Origin of the sequence: Alkalihalobacillus alcalophilus ATCC 27647 = CGMCC 1.3604 (assembly GCF_000292245.2) — a bacterium.
In the GTDB taxonomy this organism is placed as follows: domain Bacteria; phylum Bacillota; class Bacilli; order Bacillales; family Bacillaceae_D; genus Alkalihalobacillus; species Alkalihalobacillus alcalophilus.
Genome location: NZ_ALPT02000015.1, coordinates 1 through 19,262 on the forward strand (window position 1 = coordinate 1; position 19,262 = coordinate 19,262).

A 19,262-nucleotide genomic window follows, 5' to 3' on the forward strand; every position below is an offset into this window, starting at 1 on the left:
AATTAAGGATCAACGCTAAGTTCGCGCCATCCTGCCGCAACGCCTTGTACCCACTTCCTGTGGGCAGGGGCGGCTGATGAAGACGCTCTTTGTCTTCACTCAGACGAACCGATTTTTCTCGAGCTTCTAACAGGCGTAGCTGGATTGATATAAAGCGTAGTCCGTTTGCTTAGAAGCGAGAAAAAATACAGGGCTGACTAGAAAGTCGCTTTTTGACTTTATAGGCAGACCGATTTTTCTCAAGCTTCTAACGGACGCAGCTGAACTAATACTTACCCCTTCAGCCATTTAGCGGCATCTTTGGCATGGTATGTTAAAATAATGTCGGCTCCGGCACGCTTCATGCTCATCAGCTTTTCTAATACAATTTCTCTTTCATCAACCCAACCATTTTCACTAGCCGCTTTAATCATTGCATATTCACCACTCACATTATAAGCAACTACTGGATAACCAGAGAGATCCTTTACTTCACGGATGATATCTAAATAAGAGAGGGCTGGTTTCACAATGAGGAAATCGGCTCCTTCTTCAATATCAGACTGTGCTTCTCTAATCGCTTCCAGACGGTTTGCTGGGTCCATTTGGTACGTTTTACGATCTCCAAATTGTGGTGTACTATGAGCCGCATCACGGAATGGACCATAAAAAGCAGAGGCATATTTGACCGCATAAGACATAATCGGTACATCCTCAAAACCTGCTTGATCAAGACCATGACGAATCGCTGCGACAAATCCATCCATCATATTCGATGGTGCAATAATATCGGCTCCTGCTTTTGCTTGTGATACCGCTGTTTGAGCTAATAAATCAAGCGTTGGATCGTTTAATACTTTGCCTTCTTTTACGATTCCACAATGACCATGATCAGTAAACTGACACAAACATGTATCGGCAATAACGGTTAGTTCTGGATGACGCTCTTTAATTTGACGAATCGCTTTTTGGACGATTCCTTCATCGTCATAAGCAGAAGAACCGACTTCATCCTTTGTTTTTGGAACACCAAATAAAATGACCGATTGAATTCCGAGTTCAACCACTTCATCAATTTCATCATTTAACAAATCCAATGACCATTGATACACATTTGGCATTGATTTGATTTCATTTTTAATATTTTCGCCCTCAACAACAAAAAGAGGATGAATAAAATCATGAGCACTTATTTGTGTCTCTCTTACCATATTACGAATGCTTCCACTTTGCCTTAAACGACGGTGGCGTTGAAATATTAAGTCTTTCATTTACTTTTCTCCTCCTCATAGTAAGCGATAATCGAGTTTAGTAAATCGTCTACCGTAAATTGACTTGGCATAATCGTAACAGGAAAATGATATTGTTCACATGTTTTCGCGGCAATCGGTCCAATGCAAGCGACTTTCCAGTGATAATCTTCAAAGAACAAATCATTATCCTCAAGCAGTCGGGCAAAATGGTGAACAGTAGACGAGCTTGTAAAAGTAATCAAATCGATGTCATGAAAAGGCAAATGTTTAAATCGACTTGAAGCTGCTTCAGGCAATACCGTATGATAAATCGTCACAGTGACAACTTTTTTAACAACTTTTGATAACTGTTCCATTAACAGTTTGCGCCCAAGTCTGCCACGAATAATTAAAACAGATTGTTCATTTGTCACTTGTTCTTTTAACTCATCCGATAGCTGTTCAGCAACAAATAGGGTTGGTTTTAACTCTATGTCAAGCCCATAGCTGCTTAAAGCTTCTGCTGTTTTTTTTCCAACGACGGCGATTTTCGGCCATTTTTTCGGTTCGATTTTAAATTTCACTAAGGCATCCATAAAGAACTTCACACCATTTGTACTCGTAAAAACGATCCAATCAAACTGCTCAAAATGACAAATCGCTTCTCGTTCTACTGGTGACAAACCTGTTCGTTCAAAAGTAATTAATGGTAGCTGATAAATGTCAGCTCCAGCGGACTCAAGCTTTTGCACAAAGCCAGTTGCTTGTTGTTCCGCTCTAGTGACAACGATTTTTTTACCTGCCAACACTGTTTTTGTCACGACTATTCGCCGCTTTCCTTTTTAACTTTATCTAAGATTTCACGAGCTCCTTGCTCAAGCAATGTGTTAGCAATGGAAACACCTAACTCAACAGGCTCATTTCCAACTCTTGTTTCTTTTAAAATCGTTTTACCATCCGGCGATCCCACTAAAGCGGTCAAAGAAATATCGCCATTCTCTTGCAAAGTACCATAAGCCGCAATTGGCACTTGACAACCACCTTCAATTTTATGTAAAAAGGCACGCTCTGCCGTAACGATACGCTCTGTAATCGTATCATTAATTTCAGCTAAAAGCTGCTTCACTTCCTCATCATCTGAACGACACTCGATCCCTAGAGCTCCTTGCCCAACAGCCGGAATACACGTCTCTGTATCAAGATACTCTGTTACAAGCTCTTCTGAATAACCTAGCCTTTTTAAACCAGCTGCTGCTAAAATAATCGCATCAAAGTTTTCATCCTCTAATTTGCTAAGTCTTGTCTCTACATTTCCGCGAATCCACTGAATTTCTAAATCAGGACGCTCTGCCAATAATTGAGCTGAACGACGTAAACTACTCGTCCCTACTATAGAACCGCTTGGTAGATCAGCAAGTTTCACATGATTATTTGAAATTAAGGCATCACGTGGATCTTCACGCTCCGGTACCGCTCCAATTGTAAAACCTGGTTGCAGCTCGGAAGGAACATCCTTCATACTATGAACCGCCATATCAATCTCACCATCTGCTAAAGCACGTTCAATCTCTTTAACAAATAAACCTTTACCACCGACTTTTGATAACGTCACATCTAAAATCCGATCACCTTTTGTCACAATCTTCTTCACTTCAAACTCAAAAGGAGCCCCCACCTTCTTTAACTGGTCAATAACCCAGTTCGTTTGTGTTAAAGCAAGATTACTTTTTCTTGAACCAATCACTATTTTTCTCATCAAAATCCTCCGTTCTGCATTCCGTTACTAACTTCCTTATTTACCATAAATGAAAACTTGTATACTGGCTTGATAAAAAATAATTAATACATAAAACTAAAAAACCTGCGATATTTAAAAGAGCAAAACCATATCCTTGCTTATGCTTCACTACCCTATTATACAGGTAAACGAGATAAATCAATAATGTCAGGAAGGAAGATAAAACTTTCGGATCAAACCACTGGAACTCATCCAGTTGAACAGTTGCCCAAATATACCCTTGGATAATACCAATTAATAAGAGTGGAGCTCCTATCATCGTAAAAATGAATGCCATTTTATCTAAACTTGTTAACGATCCAAATCGTTGCAAGCGCTTGCCCCACTTTTTTCTTTTCAGCATTTGATGCTGAATAACATACATAATCGAATAAGCAAATGCCAATGTAAAAGCGGCATATGATAAAAAGATAAAACTAATATGAATGAGTAACAATTCCAAACTTAATAAACTATGAAGAGCCTCTAGTCGATCGATATTCCTCGGAAATAGACTAAACGCTAACATCGCAAACCCAACAAGATTTGTAAAAAACACGATAAAATCAACACGGAAATACCAATTAATCACAAGAGAAACCGTCACTACGGTCCAAGCATAAAAAAATAAGCCATCCAATGAGCTAATAGCCAAAACTTGGCCTAATGAAATCGCTCGGATAATAAAATAGCCCGTTTGCAAAAGCCACACAACGGAAAGCAACCAGAAAGCCACTCTATTGACCTTCCGGTTGTTTTGTAAAAAATCGATAAAATAACAAAAGACACTTAAGCTATACAATACAATCGTAATAGGATAAATCCAATTCACGAGCCGTCATCCCTCTTCATTAAGAGCGTACAGCAGCTTTTTGTCTAGGCTTGGCTACTGCTATTTCTTGTTTTTTGGCATTCTCCCATTGCTCTTCGGCCTTGATGATCCGTTCTTGTTGTTGTTGGGCTTCTAATTCAGCCTCTAACGCAAAGATTTTCGTAAACATTTCAAGAGCTTCTTCTGCTTTTTCTTCACCTGCAAGCTCTTTCACCCGAGTAACTGGATCACGAAGCAGTTGATTCACAATACTCTTCGTATGTTTACTTAATACTTTACGTTCACGTTCCGTTAAATCAGGCATTTTCCGCTCAATGCTTTCCATCGTCTCCGCTTGAACAGCTAACGCCTTTGTACGTAAAGCCGTAATAATTGGAACAACACCAAGCATACTTAACCATGACTTAAATTCAACGAGCTCTGCTTCCATCATTAACTCAATTTTATCCGCTTCTCTTTTCCGTTCAGCTAAATTCGCTTCAACGATGTTTTGCAAATCATCGATATCATATAAATAAACATCATCAAATGAAGCAATCTCAGGGTCTAAATCACGTGGGACCGCAATATCAACCATAAATAACGGTTTGCCTTTTCTTTGTTTCATTACATTTTCAATCATCGATTTTGTAATCACAAAACCACGTGCCCCTGTTGATGTTATGAGAATATCAACTTCTGATAAGGCTTTTTCTAACTGTTCATAGGCTCTTGCCTGACCAGCAAAACGAAGGGCAAGCTCCTCCGCTTTTTCCATCGTTCGATTAATAACGGTAATATCTTTAGCTCCATTACCGTGTAGGTGCTTAGCTGTCAGTTCACTCATTTTTCCTGCACCTAAAATTAGCACATGCTTGTTCGAAAAATCACCAAAGATTTTTTTTCCTAACTCAACCGCAGCATAACTAACGGATACAGCGTGCTTCCCAATATCTGTCTTTGAGTGAGCACGTTTAGCAAATGTGATCGCTTGCTTAAATAAATGATTAAAAATCGTACCTGTCACTTGTTGACCTTGAGCAAATAAAAAGCTATTACGAACTTGTCCGAGAATTTGGGTTTCCCCTAAAATCATCGAATCGAGTCCAGAAGCTACTTTTAATAAATGTTCAACGGCATGCTCTTCTTCTCGAATATCTAAATACATCGAGAAATCATCCTTAGGCATGTTGAACCATTCCGCCAAAAATGTCTTCGTATAATGGCGGCCTGTATGTAGTTGATCGGCAACCACATAAATTTCCGTACGATTACAGGTAGATATAATGACACACTCTAAAATGCTTTTAGAATTTCTTAATTTCTTTAAAGCATTAGGTAGTTCCTCATCACTAAATGTGAACCTTTCTCTCATCTCGACAGGAGCCGTTTTGTAATTCAACCCAACTAGCAGCATAAACATCCTGTCGCTCACCCCCCTAATCAATTTTAGCTCATTGGTTGCGCTTATCGTATTAAACGGAGTGAACCATTTAAAACAAAAACACCGACACTGTTATATGTTTTTACATAATATAAAATTCCATCAGGACTTCCATTTATCTCTTATTTATAATAATTATTATATCATGGATCATCTCGCACATAAAAATAAATTGTGAACAATAAATGACGCATTTCCTTAGTAAAATAAGGATTTCTTTGTAAAATAATGAATGACAACCTTACAATAAACGTTCATTTTCTCATTCCTAGCATATCCAAATCGACAAATTTTATCCGACCTATCCATTCCCCTATCTGATTTTACCACACTCTTTATAATAATTCTAATTTAATTTTTTCTCTCTATTTCTAAAATGATGTAAGTATGATGAACTAAAAAGTTAAACCAAAATAGGCTGCTGCAATCCTAATCGATCGCAACAGCCTTTTCTAATAACCTATTTTCCGATATAGTGGAGGATTTTTCGCCATGCCTCTTCTTTACCGTTGCCTGTTTCTGAAGAAAATAAAACGACGGGATCTTCAGGGTGTTTATTCAATTCCTTTTCGATTACTTTTTGATGCTTCTGCCATTTCCCTTTAGGAATTTTATCACTTTTAGTAGCGACGATAATAACGGGAATCTCAAAATGTTTGAGCCACTCGTACATGAGCTTATCATCCTGTGATGGTTTATGGCGAATATCAATCAGTTGAATAACTGCTTTCAATGGCTCACGTGATTGTAAATACGTTTCAATCATACGTCCCCATGCTTCACGTTCTGATTTGGATACTTTGGCAAAGCCGTAGCCAGGAACATCAACGAAATAGACCATTTCATTCACCATATAAAAGTTTAATGTTTGGGTTTTCCCTGGACGTCCTGACGTCCTCGCTAAAGCTTTACGGTTTATCATCTTATTAATAAAAGATGACTTTCCTACATTTGATCGACCGGCTAAGGCGACTTCTGGCAGCTGTGTATTCGGATATTGTTCTGGTTTAACAGCAACCGTGGCTAATTCTACATTTGTAACCTTCATTTTTTCTCTCCCAATGCATGTTTTAGTACTTCATCTAAATGAGATACTAAAATAAAGTCTAAATCTTTACGAACACTTTCTGGTACATCTTCTAAGTCTTTTTCATTATCTTTCGGAATAATAATCGTTTTCAAACCGGCCCGATGAGCACTCATTGATTTTTCCTTCAACCCACCGATCGGTAACACACGTCCACGTAAAGTAATTTCTCCTGTCATCCCGACTTCTCGCTTAACAGGTCGGTCTGTTAAAGCAGAGATAAGAGCTGTCGCCATTGTGATTCCAGCAGAAGGACCATCCTTAGGAGTCGCTCCTTCTGGAACATGGATATGAATGTCATTTTCTTCATGAAAATTCGGATTGATCTCTAATTCAGAAGAACGAGATCGAATATAACTAAACGCGGCTTGAGCTGACTCTTTCATGACATCGCCTAGCTTCCCTGTTAAGGAAAGTTTACCTTTACCCGGCGCTAGCGATACTTCTATTGATAACGTATCTCCACCAGCTGTTGTGTAAGCGAGCCCTGTTGCGGCACCAATTTGGTCTTCTATTTCTGCTAAACCATAGTGGAAGCGCGGTTTCCCGAGCATTTCCTCGACCATTTTTTCATTAACGGTTACCCGCTTTTTATTTCCAGACACAATCATTTTTGCGGCTTTACGCGAAATCGCCGCTAGTTGACGTTCAAGTGTCCGTACTCCAGCTTCTCGCGTATAATGACGGATTATTTTTAACAGTGCTTCATCATTAATTCGTAACATATTACCTGTTAGCCCGTGATCTTTTCTTTGTTTCTTTTGCAAATAGTTTTTAGCAATTTGCATTTTCTCAAGCTCTGTATAACCAGCAATCGTGATAACTTCCATACGGTCTAATAGTGGTCCAGGAATGGTTCCAATATTATTTGCTGTTGTCACAAACATCACTTTCGACAAATCATACGGATCTTCAATATAATGATCACTAAACGTGTTGTTTTGTTCCGGATCAAGAACTTCTAATAAAGCTGAAGACGGATCACCTCTAAAGTCATTGGCCATCTTATCAATTTCATCTAATAAGAAAACAGGATTGACTGTTTCCGCCTTTTTCATTCCTTGAATAATACGTCCGGGCATAGCACCAACATATGTACGACGATGTCCACGAATTTCCGCTTCATCTCTTACCCCACCAAGAGAGATACGCACGAATTTACGACCTAATGATCGAGCAATGGATCTGGCAAGTGATGTTTTCCCCACACCAGGAGGTCCAGCTAAACATAAAATCGGTCCTTTTAATTCCCTTGTCAACTGTTGAACCGCCAAATATTCTAAGACACGTTCTTTAACCTTTTCTAAACCATAATGATCCTTATCCAAAATTTCTTCGGCCCGAATCACGTCTAATTGATCAGTCGTTTCTTTCGTCCATGGCAATTGAATAAGCCAATCTAAATAGTTACGAAGGACAGAGCTTTCCGCTGCATTTGTTGGCATCTTTTCATATCGGTCCAGTTCCTTTAAAGCTTTTGTCAAAATAGCCTCTGGCATATCCGAGTTTTCAATCTGCTCCCTTAAAGTAGCGACTTCACCAGTACGCCCTTCTTTATCACCCAACTCTTTTTGAATGGCCTTCATTTGCTCACGTAAATAATATTCTTTTTGCGTTTTCTCCATTGATTTTTTAACGCGTTGACCGATTTTCTTTTCTAAGCCAAGGACTTCTTGTTCATTATTTAAAATTTGAATTAAATGAATAAGTCGCTCCTTAACAGAAGTCATTTCTAAAAGCTGTTGTTTTTCCGATAACTTTAACGGTAAATTAGCAGAAACAACATCGGCTAAACGGCTCGGTTCACTAATTTCTTTAATCGTTTGGACTGTTTCAACAGAGATTTTTTTTGAGACTTTTGTATATTGCTCAAACATTGTCAGCATGTTACGCATGATGGCTTGAATTTCCGGAGATTTGTAAGGATCTTTATCTTCCAAAACGTCCATTTCAACTTCTAAATAATCCTCGTTGTCTAAAAATTGACTTATTTTGGCTCTTGATAATCCTTCAACATGAACTCGAACTGTACCATTAGGTAACCGTAAAAGCTGACTTATCTTTGCTAATGTTCCAATTAAATAAATTTCTTCATCTTTTGGATTATCTATTGAGATATCCTTTTGTGTTGCTAATAAAATTTCATGATCACTATCCATAGCGCTCTCTAATGCCTGAACTGACTTTGCTCTTCCTACATCAAGGTGTAACACCATTGATGGAAATACCAGAAGTCCGCGTAAAGGCAGAAGCGGAATTTGCCGTTTCCTATTATGTTCGACCATCCGCATACACCCCCATCTTTCTGTTTCCAAATTTCTCCTAACTCATTGGCTCATTTTGCTCTAATCTTTCTCAATTTTATCTTATCCCCATACCTTTGTCTAATCTAAATAAGCGTTGATGCACTCTCCATCGGGTTAATCGCTGGAATGATCTCTTCCTCTTCTTCCACACGCTCAAGTGCTAATTCCAATACTTCATCTAAATTCTTAACAGAAACCACATTGATGCCGTCTATTTGTTTCAATAAGGCTTGCATATTCTCTTCAGGAACAATTACGGTTTTTACACCTGCAAGTTTAGCAGCCTCGACTTTGGCAACAACACCACCGATTGGCTTAACCGCACCGTGAATCCCTAGTTCACCTGTCATTGCAATCGTATGCTTCACTTTAACCCCTTCAATAGCCGAGTAAATTCCCGTTGCAATCGCAATTCCTGCAGATGGTCCATCAACAGGAGCTCCTCCTGGGAAATTAACATGGATATCATAATCAGAAGTAGGGATGCCCATTCTTCTTAAAACCGTGACAACATTTTCAACCGAACCTTTTGCCATACTTTTCCTTTTGATTGAACGCGATTGATTTCCAGTATGCTCTTCTTCGGCAATCCCGGTAATGTTAATTTGACCGTTGCCTTTGTTTTCGATCACATTCACTTCCAATTCAAGTAAAGCACCCATATTGGGACCAAAAACCGCTAAACCATTAACAATTCCAACTTCGGATTCATGATGAATTTGTTTTTCTGGGCGTGGGCTCAATTGACTTGCATGTAAAACCCATTCAACATCATCAAGCAATATTTCTTTTCGTCCACTCGCTAATGCCACCCCAGCTGAGATTTGCACAATATTGACAACCTCACGACCATTTGTCGCATATTTAGCGATTTTTTCGAGTGCCCCTTCTTCTGCGGTATATTGAATTTTTTGAATCGCTTTTTCTGCAATCTGTACGATTTCATTTGGCTTTAACGCATGAAAATACACTTCTAAACAACGAGAACGAATCGCAGGTGGAATTTCATCTGGTCGTCTTGTTGTCGCTCCTATTAACCGAAAATCAGCAGGCAAACCATTCTGAAAAATATCATGTATATGCCTTGGAATGGCTTGATTTTCCTCACTATAATAAGCACTTTCTAAAAAAACTTTTCGGTCCTCAAGTACTTTTAACAATTTATTCAGCTGGATAGAATGCAATTCCCCAATTTCATCGATAAAAAGCATTCCTCCGTGTGCTTTCGTAACAGCTCCATGTTTTGGTTGAGGAATACCAGCTTGGCCCATCGCACCAGCCCCTTGATAAATCGGATCGTGCACAGAACCAATTAAGGGATCGGCAATTCCACGCTCATCAAAACGAGCTGTAGCCCCGTCTAGCTCAACAAAAACGGCATTTTGCCGAAATGGCGATTCACAATTTCGCTTCGCTTCTTCCAAAACTAACCTTGCAGCTGCTGTTTTTCCAACTCCAGGAGGTCCATAAATTAAGACGTGCTGGGGATTTGGCCCACATAATGCTGCTCTTAATGTACGAATGCCTTCTGACTGGCCCACAATATCATCAAAACTAATTGGCCTCACTCTTTCTGCTAAAGGCTCACTTAATGAAATAGAGCGCATTCTTCTGAGCTGATCCATTTCCTTTTTGGATTCTTTATCTATCGAAACACGGCCATTTCGTTGACTCTTCAGCAAGTTAAAAAAGTACAACCCAATAACAATTCCAAAAAACAATTGAATTAACAACGCAATCCCTGTCCAATTCATGACTTTTCCTCCTACATCGTTACTCGTTTTTTATAGTATGACCGCTAACATTTTAGCTAACCAAACTATCAGGACTGAAAACGTTGTAACTAAAGGAAAAAAATGCAAGACAAAATCTAATCCAACTACAGAAAGTCTTAAGAAAGACGAGAAAACCACGGAGAGTCTATCTTCACTCACCGTGGTTTTTCTTATCAAACAACTCGCCTATTTGGATTAAGCACTCTCTTTAGGTTCTGTTTTAGTTAATGTGATCTCAGAGCCATCTTCTGTTTTTAAGATTGGAGCGGCATTTTCGGTAACACATTTATCATGAATGATACATTTGACCACATCATCACGTGATGGAAGATCAAACATGACATCTAACATGAGTCCTTCAATAATGGAACGCAATCCGCGTGCCCCAGTCTTTCTTTCAATCGCTTTATTTGAAATCTCTTTTAATGCCGCGTCCGTAAATTCTAACTCAACATCATCAAGCTCAAGTAATTTTTGGTATTGCTTTACGAGAGCATTTTTTGGTTTTGTTAAAATTTCCACTAAAGCATGAACATCTAAAGGTTCTAGGCTTGAGATAATTGGTAAACGGCCGATAAATTCAGGAATTAATCCAAAACGGAGTAAATCTTCAGGTAATACTTTCCCTAAATATTCACCTGGCTTTAAGTCTTCCTGTCTAGATTCTGAACCAAAACCAATAACCTTTTTCCCTAATCGACGCTTAATAATTTGCTCAATTCCATCAAATGCCCCTCCACAAATAAAGAGAACATTTGTTGTATCGATTTGAATAAATTCTTGATGAGGGTGTTTTCTTCCACCTTGTGGCGGTACACTTGCAGTTGTACCTTCAAGAATTTTTAATAAAGCTTGTTGAACCCCTTCACCTGAAACATCCCTTGTAATCGAAGGATTCTCAGATTTACGAGCAACTTTATCGATCTCATCAATGTAAATAATACCCTTTTCTGCTTTCTCCACATCATAGTCAGCCGCTTGGATTAATTTAAGGAGGATATTCTCAACATCTTCCCCTACATAACCTGCTTCTGTTAATGAAGTTGCATCTGCAATCGCAAAAGGTACATTCAAAATACGAGCTAATGTTTGAGCTAATAATGTTTTCCCACTACCTGTTGGCCCAATCATACAAATATTACTTTTAGAAAGTTCTACCTCTTCAGAGCGGTTAAGTGCATTGATACGCTTATAATGATTATAAACAGCTACTGATAATGATTTTTTGGCTCTTTCCTGGCCGATAACATAATCATCTAAGATGGAACGAATCTCAGAAGGTTTCGGAACTTCTTGAAATTCAACTTCCTCTTCTGTTCCGAGTTCTTCTTCTACAATTTCTGTACAGAGTTCAATACATTCATCACATATATACACACCTGGTCCAGCAACTAGCTTACGGACTTGGTCTTGAGTTTTCCCACAAAAAGAACATTTAAGTTGCCCTTTTTCATCATTAAATTTAAACATTTAATCACCCCTCAGAAATATTGTACCATTTCAAACCATTATTTTCTTCATTTTGGTCTTGTATAACACGGCTCGAAAATTGCACAGCATTTCTAGATTATCTAGATTTGTCGAGATTTTCAGCTATTGTAACACAGAACCAGAAAAAGAAAAACTAATCTCTCTTCTTATGTATAGATGATGTGTGGAGAGCAAAAATAAAATCATCTAAATACGGATACTCAAATTTAAACATCTTACTTATGTGTATGTGTGGATTTATAATAAATTCAAGATCCAACCTTGAAAATCCTTTTTTTCTTACAAAAGATCTTCTAACTTAAAATGAACAATCTCCCATCATTTTTTGTTGAAACGGCTTCTTCTCAGCTTGTTCAATTCAAGCCTCGCTCATACATTCCAAAACGAGAAAAGATGATAAACTGATTTTTATAGGATGGAAAAACAAGGTACGATTTCAGCTCGCACCTTGTTTATACTTTATAGAGAGCTACCTAGTTTAAGCATCTCATGTGAAAATGGAATTACTCAGCAGCTGCTACTGTTTTGCTTTCTTCTACTAGAAGTTCAACAGCTTTTTGAATTCTTAAGTCACCTTTGATGGCTTCGTCTCCACCTTGTGCACTTAAAATAGCTTTAATTTCTTCAACAGAGCGTTGGTACATTTCAGCCATTTTCTCATATTCTTTATTAACATCTTCATCACTTACTTCAATTGCTTCCGCATTTGCAATCGCTTCTAGTGTTAAATTCACACGGACACGTTTACCTGCATCCACTTGGAATTGTTCACGAAGGGCCGCTTCATCTTGACCAGAGAATTGAGCATATAACTCTAAGTTAAGGCCTTGAGTTTGTAAACGTTGTTCAAATTCTTGAACCATACGATCTACTTCCGTCGCAACCATTTCTTCTGGTACATCGATCGTTGCATTGTCAGCCGCTTTTTCGACTACTGTATCACGTACTGCATGCTCTGCTTGATGCTTCTTATCATGCTCTAACTTTTCTCTTAATTCTTTCTTTAACTCATCTAAAGTTTCCACATTTTCATTTGCATCTTTTGCAAATTCATCATCTAATTCAGGAAGCTCTTTACGTTTAATATCATGTAATTTCACTTTAAACGTTGCTGCTTTACCAGCTAAATCTTCTGAATGATACTCTTCTGGGAATGTTACTTCTACTTCTTTTTCTTCACCAGATTTAAGACCAACTAATTGCTCTTCAAATCCTGGGATGAATTGGCCAGAACCGATTTCTAATGAATGGTTCTCTGCTTGACCACCGTCAAACGCTTCGCCATCAACAAAGCCTTCGAAATCAATAACAGCTGTGTCGCCTTCTTCAACTGCTCCATCTTCTACTACAACTAAATCAGCTTTACGCTCTTGTAAGCTCTTTAGCTCAGCTTCTACTTCTTCATCTGTTACAGTTGTATCTACTTCTTCTACTTCTAGACCTTTATAATCGCCTAAAGTCACTTCAGGTTTTACGATAACCGTTGCTTTAAAAACAACACCAGTCTCTTTACTGATTGTCTCAACATCAATTTGAGGCTGAGCAACTGGCTCGATACCTGCTTCTACAATTGCTTTTGGATATGCTTCTGGAAGCAATACATCTAAAGCATCTTGATATAGTGATTCTACACCATATTTCTTTTCGAATAACGGACGAGGCATTTTTCCTTTACGGAATCCTGGCTCATTAACTTTCTTAACAACCTTTTTAAAAGCAACGTCAAGTGCTTCCTTAAATTTTGGAGCGTCAACTTCAAAAGTTAAAACTCCTTGATTTCCTTCTTGCTTTTCCCATTTTGCAGTCATTACTTTCCCTCCAACTATATACATCTTCGTTTCCGAACATTTACTCATAATTTCAACGTTGACAACCACATCATTATAACATAAAGCCTATTCTTTTCAAATGAATTTACTAGAACTAACATTGTTTGCTAGGAATTACCCTTTTTGTTATGTTTTTATAAGTGAAATCCATTTAAATCAAACCCTTGATATGATTTCATTTCAATCACTTCTACTAATTGTACATATTCATCTAACTGAAGGATATCCTTATTTGAAATCGATTCAACCCACTCTTCATTTATATCCATTCCCATTCGATTCGAAACCACAATGTAAAAAACAGTGGCCCATAGCTCAGCCTGCTTTGGCTCTGGAGAAAATGGATAGATTGCATACATATGAGCCCAACATAGTTGATTCGCCATTTCTAAAAGATTCGGGTTCTCATGTTCAAGAAAGTCGCTTAATAATTGAATGACTTCCTTCGCAAAAGGCTGCTCATAAACAAGAGGCAATTGATTGGGAATAACCGTTTGGTTCATCCCTAACTTTTTTATATGTATACTTTCACTGACATCAAAATTATGTAAGGCTTCTAATGCAATCGAGCGTAATAAAAGGTCATGTTGTTCTTCTTGAACATAAGAGATAAAGGCTTCTATAACATAAGGTTTATTCATTGTTTTTAAAATTTGTATGGCTTGACCTTGTAAGCTCACATTATCTGATTGTAGCATCGATAAAACATGTTCATTTACCTCATCCTCACGTTCTGTAAAGGTTGTGAAGGAATCATCATTTGTCATTTGTCTACTAAAATGAAGCAACTGATAAAGTGATTCTGCATGTTGAGAAGGCAAGCGATTTTCTGCTAAAACCGCATCTAATAAATGAACAACCTCATGGTATCTGGCTAACTGAACGAGTAAAGAAATATGTACTTGCAAATTATCATAATAATCACCAATATCTTCATGTAACAAGCTCGTTGTCTGTTCAACCGCTTCTTCAAGTCGCCCTAACTCAACTAAGCATAAGACTCTCCCAAAACGGACCTGTGGATGGTCTGGTTCATAATTCGCCGCTTCATTAAAGAGTTCATAGGCTTCTCTTGGTTCTTTTTCCTTTAATGATTCCATCCCTTTCTCTATTAATCTTCGCACGAGACCTGGGTATGGAATTATTTTTGATTTATTTATCTTTTCTCGTTTTTCATCCATATACTTTCTCCAGTTTTGTGACCTATAATGATTCGCTCTTTATATGTAAGATGATTTTAATTAGTTTATCAAGAGAAATGAGCAAACACAATCAAATTCCCTCTTTTATTAGTATACCATATTATGACAACGCTTTCTTTTTCTAGGTGAGCTTATATCCCATCCTTTTTATTAAATTACTCAACTTTCGCAGCGTATAATTGACCCTTAACCGTTGATAGAGATTGACTTTAGGGCGATACCATACTCAAATTGACTTTACATGAACGGTTCAATCGTTGACAGTCTGAACACATCTCTTCGTTTGCTATTGAAGGAAACTGTGCAGTAAAATGAAGAGCTTCGGCTGTCGCTACCAAAACCATACTCCGCTAAGTGTCGTGGAGATGCTTGATGATATGGCCATTCTCAATCAGCTATTTCTAACGCAGAAGGACCTTCTTCTTAAATTTGTTGGTTATGGAACTAAATAGGTAGTTGCCACCTATTTTTTCCTAAGTCTGTAGTCATCAAAAGACAGGATAAACAAGCTCGATCATCTAGCTAATGTACGTTGAAGTCATGACTGTTTTTTTATTCCATGAGAAAAAGGAACCTAGATTCGATTCCAGTATCTAGCGGACAAACAGACACGGAGACTCCCGCAGGAATAAACCGCCCAATGAGACCCCGCAAGCGTGCTGAGGAGGCTCATGAGGTTCCTGCAGGACGCGGAGTGTCTGTTTGGGAGCGACAGCCGAAGTGCATTGTACATTGTCTATTTTTTCTTGATGCACAGTTTATCCGTTTGGTGTGATAGTACGTTCTGGCTTTTCAAACGTGTCAAGGGCATTTTTTTACGAGCTTCCCTTTCGCTCTGCCAACTAGTTGAACGGATTTTCTCGATACGAAAGTTGAGATATTTATATGAAATAAATGTTGGCTGGGCAGGGTTGCTTGGCTTTTTTTTCACCACAACCTCGGCCAATTTGCTTTGGACCGCGTTACTCGACCTTTTTTACATACCAACGCTGACCAAATATTAAAAACACCGTTCTATTTCACTAAAACCAAAAGCTGTCCCTCGGCATTTTTTTATTTCGGGACAGCTTTGCTTCATTAGACCGTGTGGGTTTGTTCAAATTTTGCAATCTCGGTCTCGTATCTTAACGTCAAACCGATTTCATCCCAGCCGTTAAGTAACATTTCTTTCCAATAAGGATCGATTTCAAACGATGCATCAAAATCAGCACCTGTTATTTTTTGCATTTTCAAATCGACCTTCAATTCAAACTCATGCTCCGCTCCACGCTCCAATAGTTCATTTGTTTGTTCTTCATTTAACCGAATCGGTAACATGCCATTTTTTACACAGTTATTGTAAAAAATATCAGCAAAACTTGGAGCAATGACAACCTTGAATCCATAATCATGTAAGGCCCAAGGTGCATGCTCACGTGAAGAACCACAACCAAAATTATGGGCAGCCACTAAAATGGAAGCTCCTAATGCATGTGGTTTATTTAATTCAAAATGAGGGTTAGCTTGCCCATCCTTTAGAAAACGCCAATCATAAAATAAAAATTGACCAAAACCTGTTCTTTCAACGCGTTTTAAAAATTGTTTTGGGATAATTTGATCGGTATCCACATTCACACGATTTAGTGTCGCTATTTTCCCTTCATGAATCACTAACGGTTCCATTTCCTACTCCCCCTTACCCATTTGCTTGTGATTGTTTTTTTAACTTTCTTACGTCAATAAAATGACCAGCTATTGCAGCAGCCGCAGCCATTTCTGGACTAACTAAATGTGTTCTTGCTCCTTTTCCTTGCCGCCCTTCAAAGTTCCGATTCGACGTGGAGGCACAACGTTCCCCTTCAGGAACAACATCTGGATTCATACTTAAGCACATACTGCAGCCAGAATCACGCCATTCAAAACCGGCCTCAATGAAAATTTGGTTCAAGCCTTCTTCTTCCGCTTTTTTCTTTACTTTCTGAGAACCTGGCACAACCAGCGCTCTTACTCCATCAGCCACCTTATGTCCTTTTACAACATTGGCTGCCGCCCGAATATCACTGATTCGTGAATTTGTACAGGAACCAATAAACACATGCTGGATTTTAATATCACTGACAGGCGTATGTGGCGTTAATTCCATGTATTCAAGTGCTTGTTCAATCGAGCGTCTGTCCGTATCATTTTTACCATCTGTTGGAGCTGGAACAAGTTGGCTAATGCCTACTCCTTGTGATGGATTCGTCCCCCATGTCACCATCGGTTCAATCTCTGCAGCTTCGATCACAACTGTACGGTCATAACTCGCCCCTTCATCCGTGGCAAGTTTTTTCCATTTCTCGACTAGTTTTTTGTAATCTTCGCCCTTAGGAACATTTTCACGCCCTTCTAAATAATCAAATGTCACTTGGTCAGGGCTAATTAATCCTGCTTTTGCTCCAGCTTCAATTGACATATTACAAATGGTCATTCGCTCTTCCATCGTCATGCCTCGAATAGCCTCACCTGTAAATTCAATAACAGAACCTGTGCCAACATCCACCCCAAACTTAGAGATAACCGCTAAAATGACATCTTTGGCAGACAAATCTGGACTTAGCTGACCATTGATACGTACTTCTAATGTTTTCGGTTTGGATTGCCACAATGTTTGAGAGGCTAACACATGCTCAACCTCACTCGTTCCAATTCCAAAAGCTAAAGCCCCAAAAGCCCCATGTGTAGACGTATGACTATCCCCACAAACAATCGTTTTTCCAGGCTGAGTTAAACCAAGTTCCGGACCGATAACGTGAACAATTCCATTATCAGGACTTTCCAAATCGGCTATATCAATCCCAAAATCACGACAGTTTTCTTTTAATGTCTCCATTTGTTTTCTTGCAATCATGTCGGTTATATCATAACGATTAACAGTTGGTACATTATGATCCATCGTCGCGAACGTTAAATCTGGTCTTCTTACCTTACGCCCAGCAAGTCTAAGTCCTTCAAACGCTTGTGGAGATGTTACTTCATGCACCATATGCAAATCAATATAAAGAAGACTTGGTTTCCCCTCTTCTGCCATCACTTCATGCTTTTCCCAAATCTTCTCGATGATTGTTTTCACTGCCATTTGCGCTCCTCCTTATTCCCTTTTTCTGTATTGCTTCTTATTTTAATTATACGTACGCTTTTTCTTTTAATTGCACGATAACTTTTTCCGTCATTTCATCAGTTGATAAGGCTTTTTCTCCACCCGCTAGGTCGCTCGTACGCTCGCCTTGCAACAAGACAGAGTCAATCGCTTCTTGAATGGCATCTGCTTCTTTTTCTAAACCAAATTCATATTTAAGCATCATCGAAAGCGACGCAATCGTGGCTAATGGATTAGCTAAACCTTTTCCTGCGATATCTGGAGCTGTGCCATGAATCGGTTCATACAATCCAGGTCCATCTGCTGATAGGCTAGCTGATGGCAACATCCCTAATGAGCCTGTTAACATTGAAGCCTCATCACTTAAAATATCACCAAACATATTTTCCGTGACGACAACATCAAATGATTTTGGTGAACGAATTAGTTGCATTGCTGCATTGTCTACAAGCATATGCTCCAATTCAATGTTCGGAAAATCTTTAGCGACTTCATTAGCAACCTCTCTCCATAAACGACTCGATTCTAAAACATTCGCTTTATCTACAGAAGTCACTTTTTTGCTTCTTAACTCTGCTAACTCAAATCCTTTTCGAATGATTCTTTCAATTTCACTTTTACTATAAACTAGTGTATCAATCGCTGTTTCTTCCCCATTTATTTCTTTTCGTTTTCTCGGCTCGCCAAAATAAATTCCACCAGTTAACTCACGGACAATCATGAGGTCCACACCTTCAATGACTTCCTTTTTTAATGTTGATGCTTCTGCTAAGCTTGAAAAAGCGGTAACTGGGCGTAAGTTGGCAAATAATTGCAATGATTTTCGTAACCCGAGTAAGCCTTTTTCTGGACGTTTGTCCCCAGGAAGTGTGTCCCACTTCGGTCCTCCAACAGCCCCTAATAAAATCGCATCACTTTTTTTACATAATTCAATCGTTTCAGCAGGTAAAGGCTCCCCTGTTTCGTCTATCGCACAACCACCGATTAAACCTGTCTCATAAGTAAATCGATGCCCAAAAATGTCTGCTATTTGGTCAAGAACTTTTAACGCTGATTGAACAACTTCTGGCCCAATACCATCTCCTGGGAGAACGGCTATTTTCTTTTCCATTTCTTTTCCCCCTAATCATTTATTAACTTTCAGTCATGTTGAAAAAGAACGCCCTGGAGCAAGCTGGAAATACAGCTTCCAAACTACTCCAAGACGCATC

14 protein-coding genes are annotated in these 19,262 nt (G+C 38.7%); all 14 read right to left on the reverse strand.

Translation table 11 applies throughout. The features are described from left to right. Positions 1 to 272: 272 nt before the first annotated feature. The 14 genes from hemB to leuB all read right to left on the reverse strand — a co-directional run bounded on the left by hemB (position 273) and on the right by leuB (position 19,162). Entirely contained in the window at positions 273 to 1,250 is a 978-nt protein-coding gene (hemB, locus tag BALCAV_RS05690) for a porphobilinogen synthase (protein ID WP_003320888.1), read from the reverse strand. Further along, the gene (locus tag BALCAV_RS05695; RefSeq protein ID WP_003320887.1) at positions 1,247 to 2,032 is read right to left on the reverse strand and encodes a uroporphyrinogen-III synthase; all 786 of its coding nucleotides are present in this window, start codon (positions 2,030 to 2,032) and stop codon (positions 1,247 to 1,249) included. Before BALCAV_RS05695 ends, hemB begins: the two co-directional genes overlap by 4 nt. Positions 2,033 to 2,034: 2 nt before the next feature. Then, positions 2,035 to 2,967, reverse strand: coding sequence for a hydroxymethylbilane synthase (gene hemC / locus BALCAV_RS05700; RefSeq protein WP_003320886.1), 933 nt, complete (start codon positions 2,965 to 2,967; stop codon positions 2,035 to 2,037). Positions 2,968 to 3,007: 40 nt separating this feature from the next. Further along, entirely contained in the window at positions 3,008 to 3,820 is an 813-nt protein-coding gene (locus BALCAV_RS05705) for a cytochrome C assembly family protein (RefSeq protein ID WP_003320885.1), read from the reverse strand. Positions 3,821 to 3,839: 19 nt separating this feature from the next. Further along, the gene (gene hemA, locus BALCAV_RS05710; protein WP_003320884.1) at positions 3,840 to 5,222 is read right to left on the reverse strand and encodes a glutamyl-tRNA reductase; all 1,383 of its coding nucleotides are present in this window, start codon (positions 5,220 to 5,222) and stop codon (positions 3,840 to 3,842) included. A 481-nt stretch (positions 5,223 to 5,703) separates the two neighbouring features. Next, positions 5,704 to 6,291, reverse strand: coding sequence for a ribosome biogenesis GTP-binding protein YihA/YsxC (yihA, locus tag BALCAV_RS05715; protein ID WP_003320883.1), 588 nt, complete (start codon positions 6,289 to 6,291; stop codon positions 5,704 to 5,706). Then, entirely contained in the window at positions 6,288 to 8,615 is a 2,328-nt protein-coding gene (lon, locus tag BALCAV_RS05720; RefSeq protein ID WP_003320881.1) for an endopeptidase La, read from the reverse strand. Before lon ends, yihA begins: the two co-directional genes overlap by 4 nt. 104 nt (positions 8,616 to 8,719) lie before the next feature. Continuing rightward, complete coding sequence (gene lonB, locus BALCAV_RS05725) at positions 8,720 to 10,390, reverse strand: ATP-dependent protease LonB (protein ID WP_003320879.1); 1,671 nt, start codon at positions 10,388 to 10,390, stop codon at positions 8,720 to 8,722. 216 nt (positions 10,391 to 10,606) lie between these two features. Beyond that, entirely contained in the window at positions 10,607 to 11,881 is a 1,275-nt protein-coding gene (clpX, locus tag BALCAV_RS05730; protein ID WP_003320878.1) for an ATP-dependent protease ATP-binding subunit ClpX, read from the reverse strand. A gap of 524 nt (positions 11,882 to 12,405) precedes the next feature. Continuing rightward, entirely contained in the window at positions 12,406 to 13,710 is a 1,305-nt protein-coding gene (gene tig, locus BALCAV_RS05735; protein WP_003320877.1) for a trigger factor, read from the reverse strand. A gap of 155 nt (positions 13,711 to 13,865) precedes the next feature. Further along, positions 13,866 to 14,912, reverse strand: coding sequence for a tetratricopeptide repeat protein (locus tag BALCAV_RS05740; RefSeq protein ID WP_003320876.1), 1,047 nt, complete (start codon positions 14,910 to 14,912; stop codon positions 13,866 to 13,868). A 1,098-nt stretch (positions 14,913 to 16,010) separates the two neighbouring features. Next, a complete protein-coding gene (gene leuD / locus BALCAV_RS05745) occupies positions 16,011 to 16,595 on the reverse strand; it encodes a 3-isopropylmalate dehydratase small subunit (protein ID WP_003323877.1) in 585 nt (194 codons plus the stop codon). A gap of 13 nt (positions 16,596 to 16,608) precedes the next feature. Continuing rightward, positions 16,609 to 18,030, reverse strand: coding sequence for a 3-isopropylmalate dehydratase large subunit (leuC, locus tag BALCAV_RS05750; protein WP_003323878.1), 1,422 nt, complete (start codon positions 18,028 to 18,030; stop codon positions 16,609 to 16,611). Between the two features lie 46 nt (positions 18,031 to 18,076). Beyond that, entirely contained in the window at positions 18,077 to 19,162 is a 1,086-nt protein-coding gene (leuB, locus tag BALCAV_RS05755) for a 3-isopropylmalate dehydrogenase (RefSeq protein WP_003323879.1), read from the reverse strand. Positions 19,163 to 19,262: the final 100 nt, after the last annotated feature.

Excerpts from the sequence above, each read along its gene's own strand:
- hemB (WP_003320888.1), bottom strand. The coding sequence starts at position 1,250 with ATGAAAGACTTAATATTTCAACGCCACCGTCGTTTAAGGCAAAGTGGA.
- hemC (WP_003320886.1), bottom strand. The coding sequence starts at position 2,967 with ATGAGAAAAATAGTGATTGGTTCAAGAAAAAGTAATCTTGCTTTAACA.
- hemA (WP_003320884.1), bottom strand. The coding sequence starts at position 5,222 with ATGTTTATGCTGCTAGTTGGGTTGAATTACAAAACGGCTCCTGTCGAG.
- yihA (WP_003320883.1), bottom strand. The coding sequence starts at position 6,291 with ATGAAGGTTACAAATGTAGAATTAGCCACGGTTGCTGTTAAACCAGAA.
- lon (WP_003320881.1), bottom strand. The coding sequence starts at position 8,615 with ATGGTCGAACATAATAGGAAACGGCAAATTCCGCTTCTGCCTTTACGC.
- lonB (WP_003320879.1), bottom strand. The coding sequence starts at position 10,390 with ATGAATTGGACAGGGATTGCGTTGTTAATTCAATTGTTTTTTGGAATT.
- clpX (WP_003320878.1), bottom strand. The coding sequence starts at position 11,881 with ATGTTTAAATTTAATGATGAAAAAGGGCAACTTAAATGTTCTTTTTGT.
- tig (WP_003320877.1), bottom strand. The coding sequence starts at position 13,710 with ATGACTGCAAAATGGGAAAAGCAAGAAGGAAATCAAGGAGTTTTAACT.
- BALCAV_RS05740 (WP_003320876.1), bottom strand. The coding sequence starts at position 14,912 with ATGGATGAAAAACGAGAAAAGATAAATAAATCAAAAATAATTCCATAC.
- leuD (WP_003323877.1), bottom strand. The coding sequence starts at position 16,595 with ATGGAACCGTTAGTGATTCATGAAGGGAAAATAGCGACACTAAATCGT.
- leuC (WP_003323878.1), bottom strand. The coding sequence starts at position 18,030 with ATGGCAGTGAAAACAATCATCGAGAAGATTTGGGAAAAGCATGAAGTG.
- leuB (WP_003323879.1), bottom strand. The coding sequence starts at position 19,162 with ATGGAAAAGAAAATAGCCGTTCTCCCAGGAGATGGTATTGGGCCAGAA.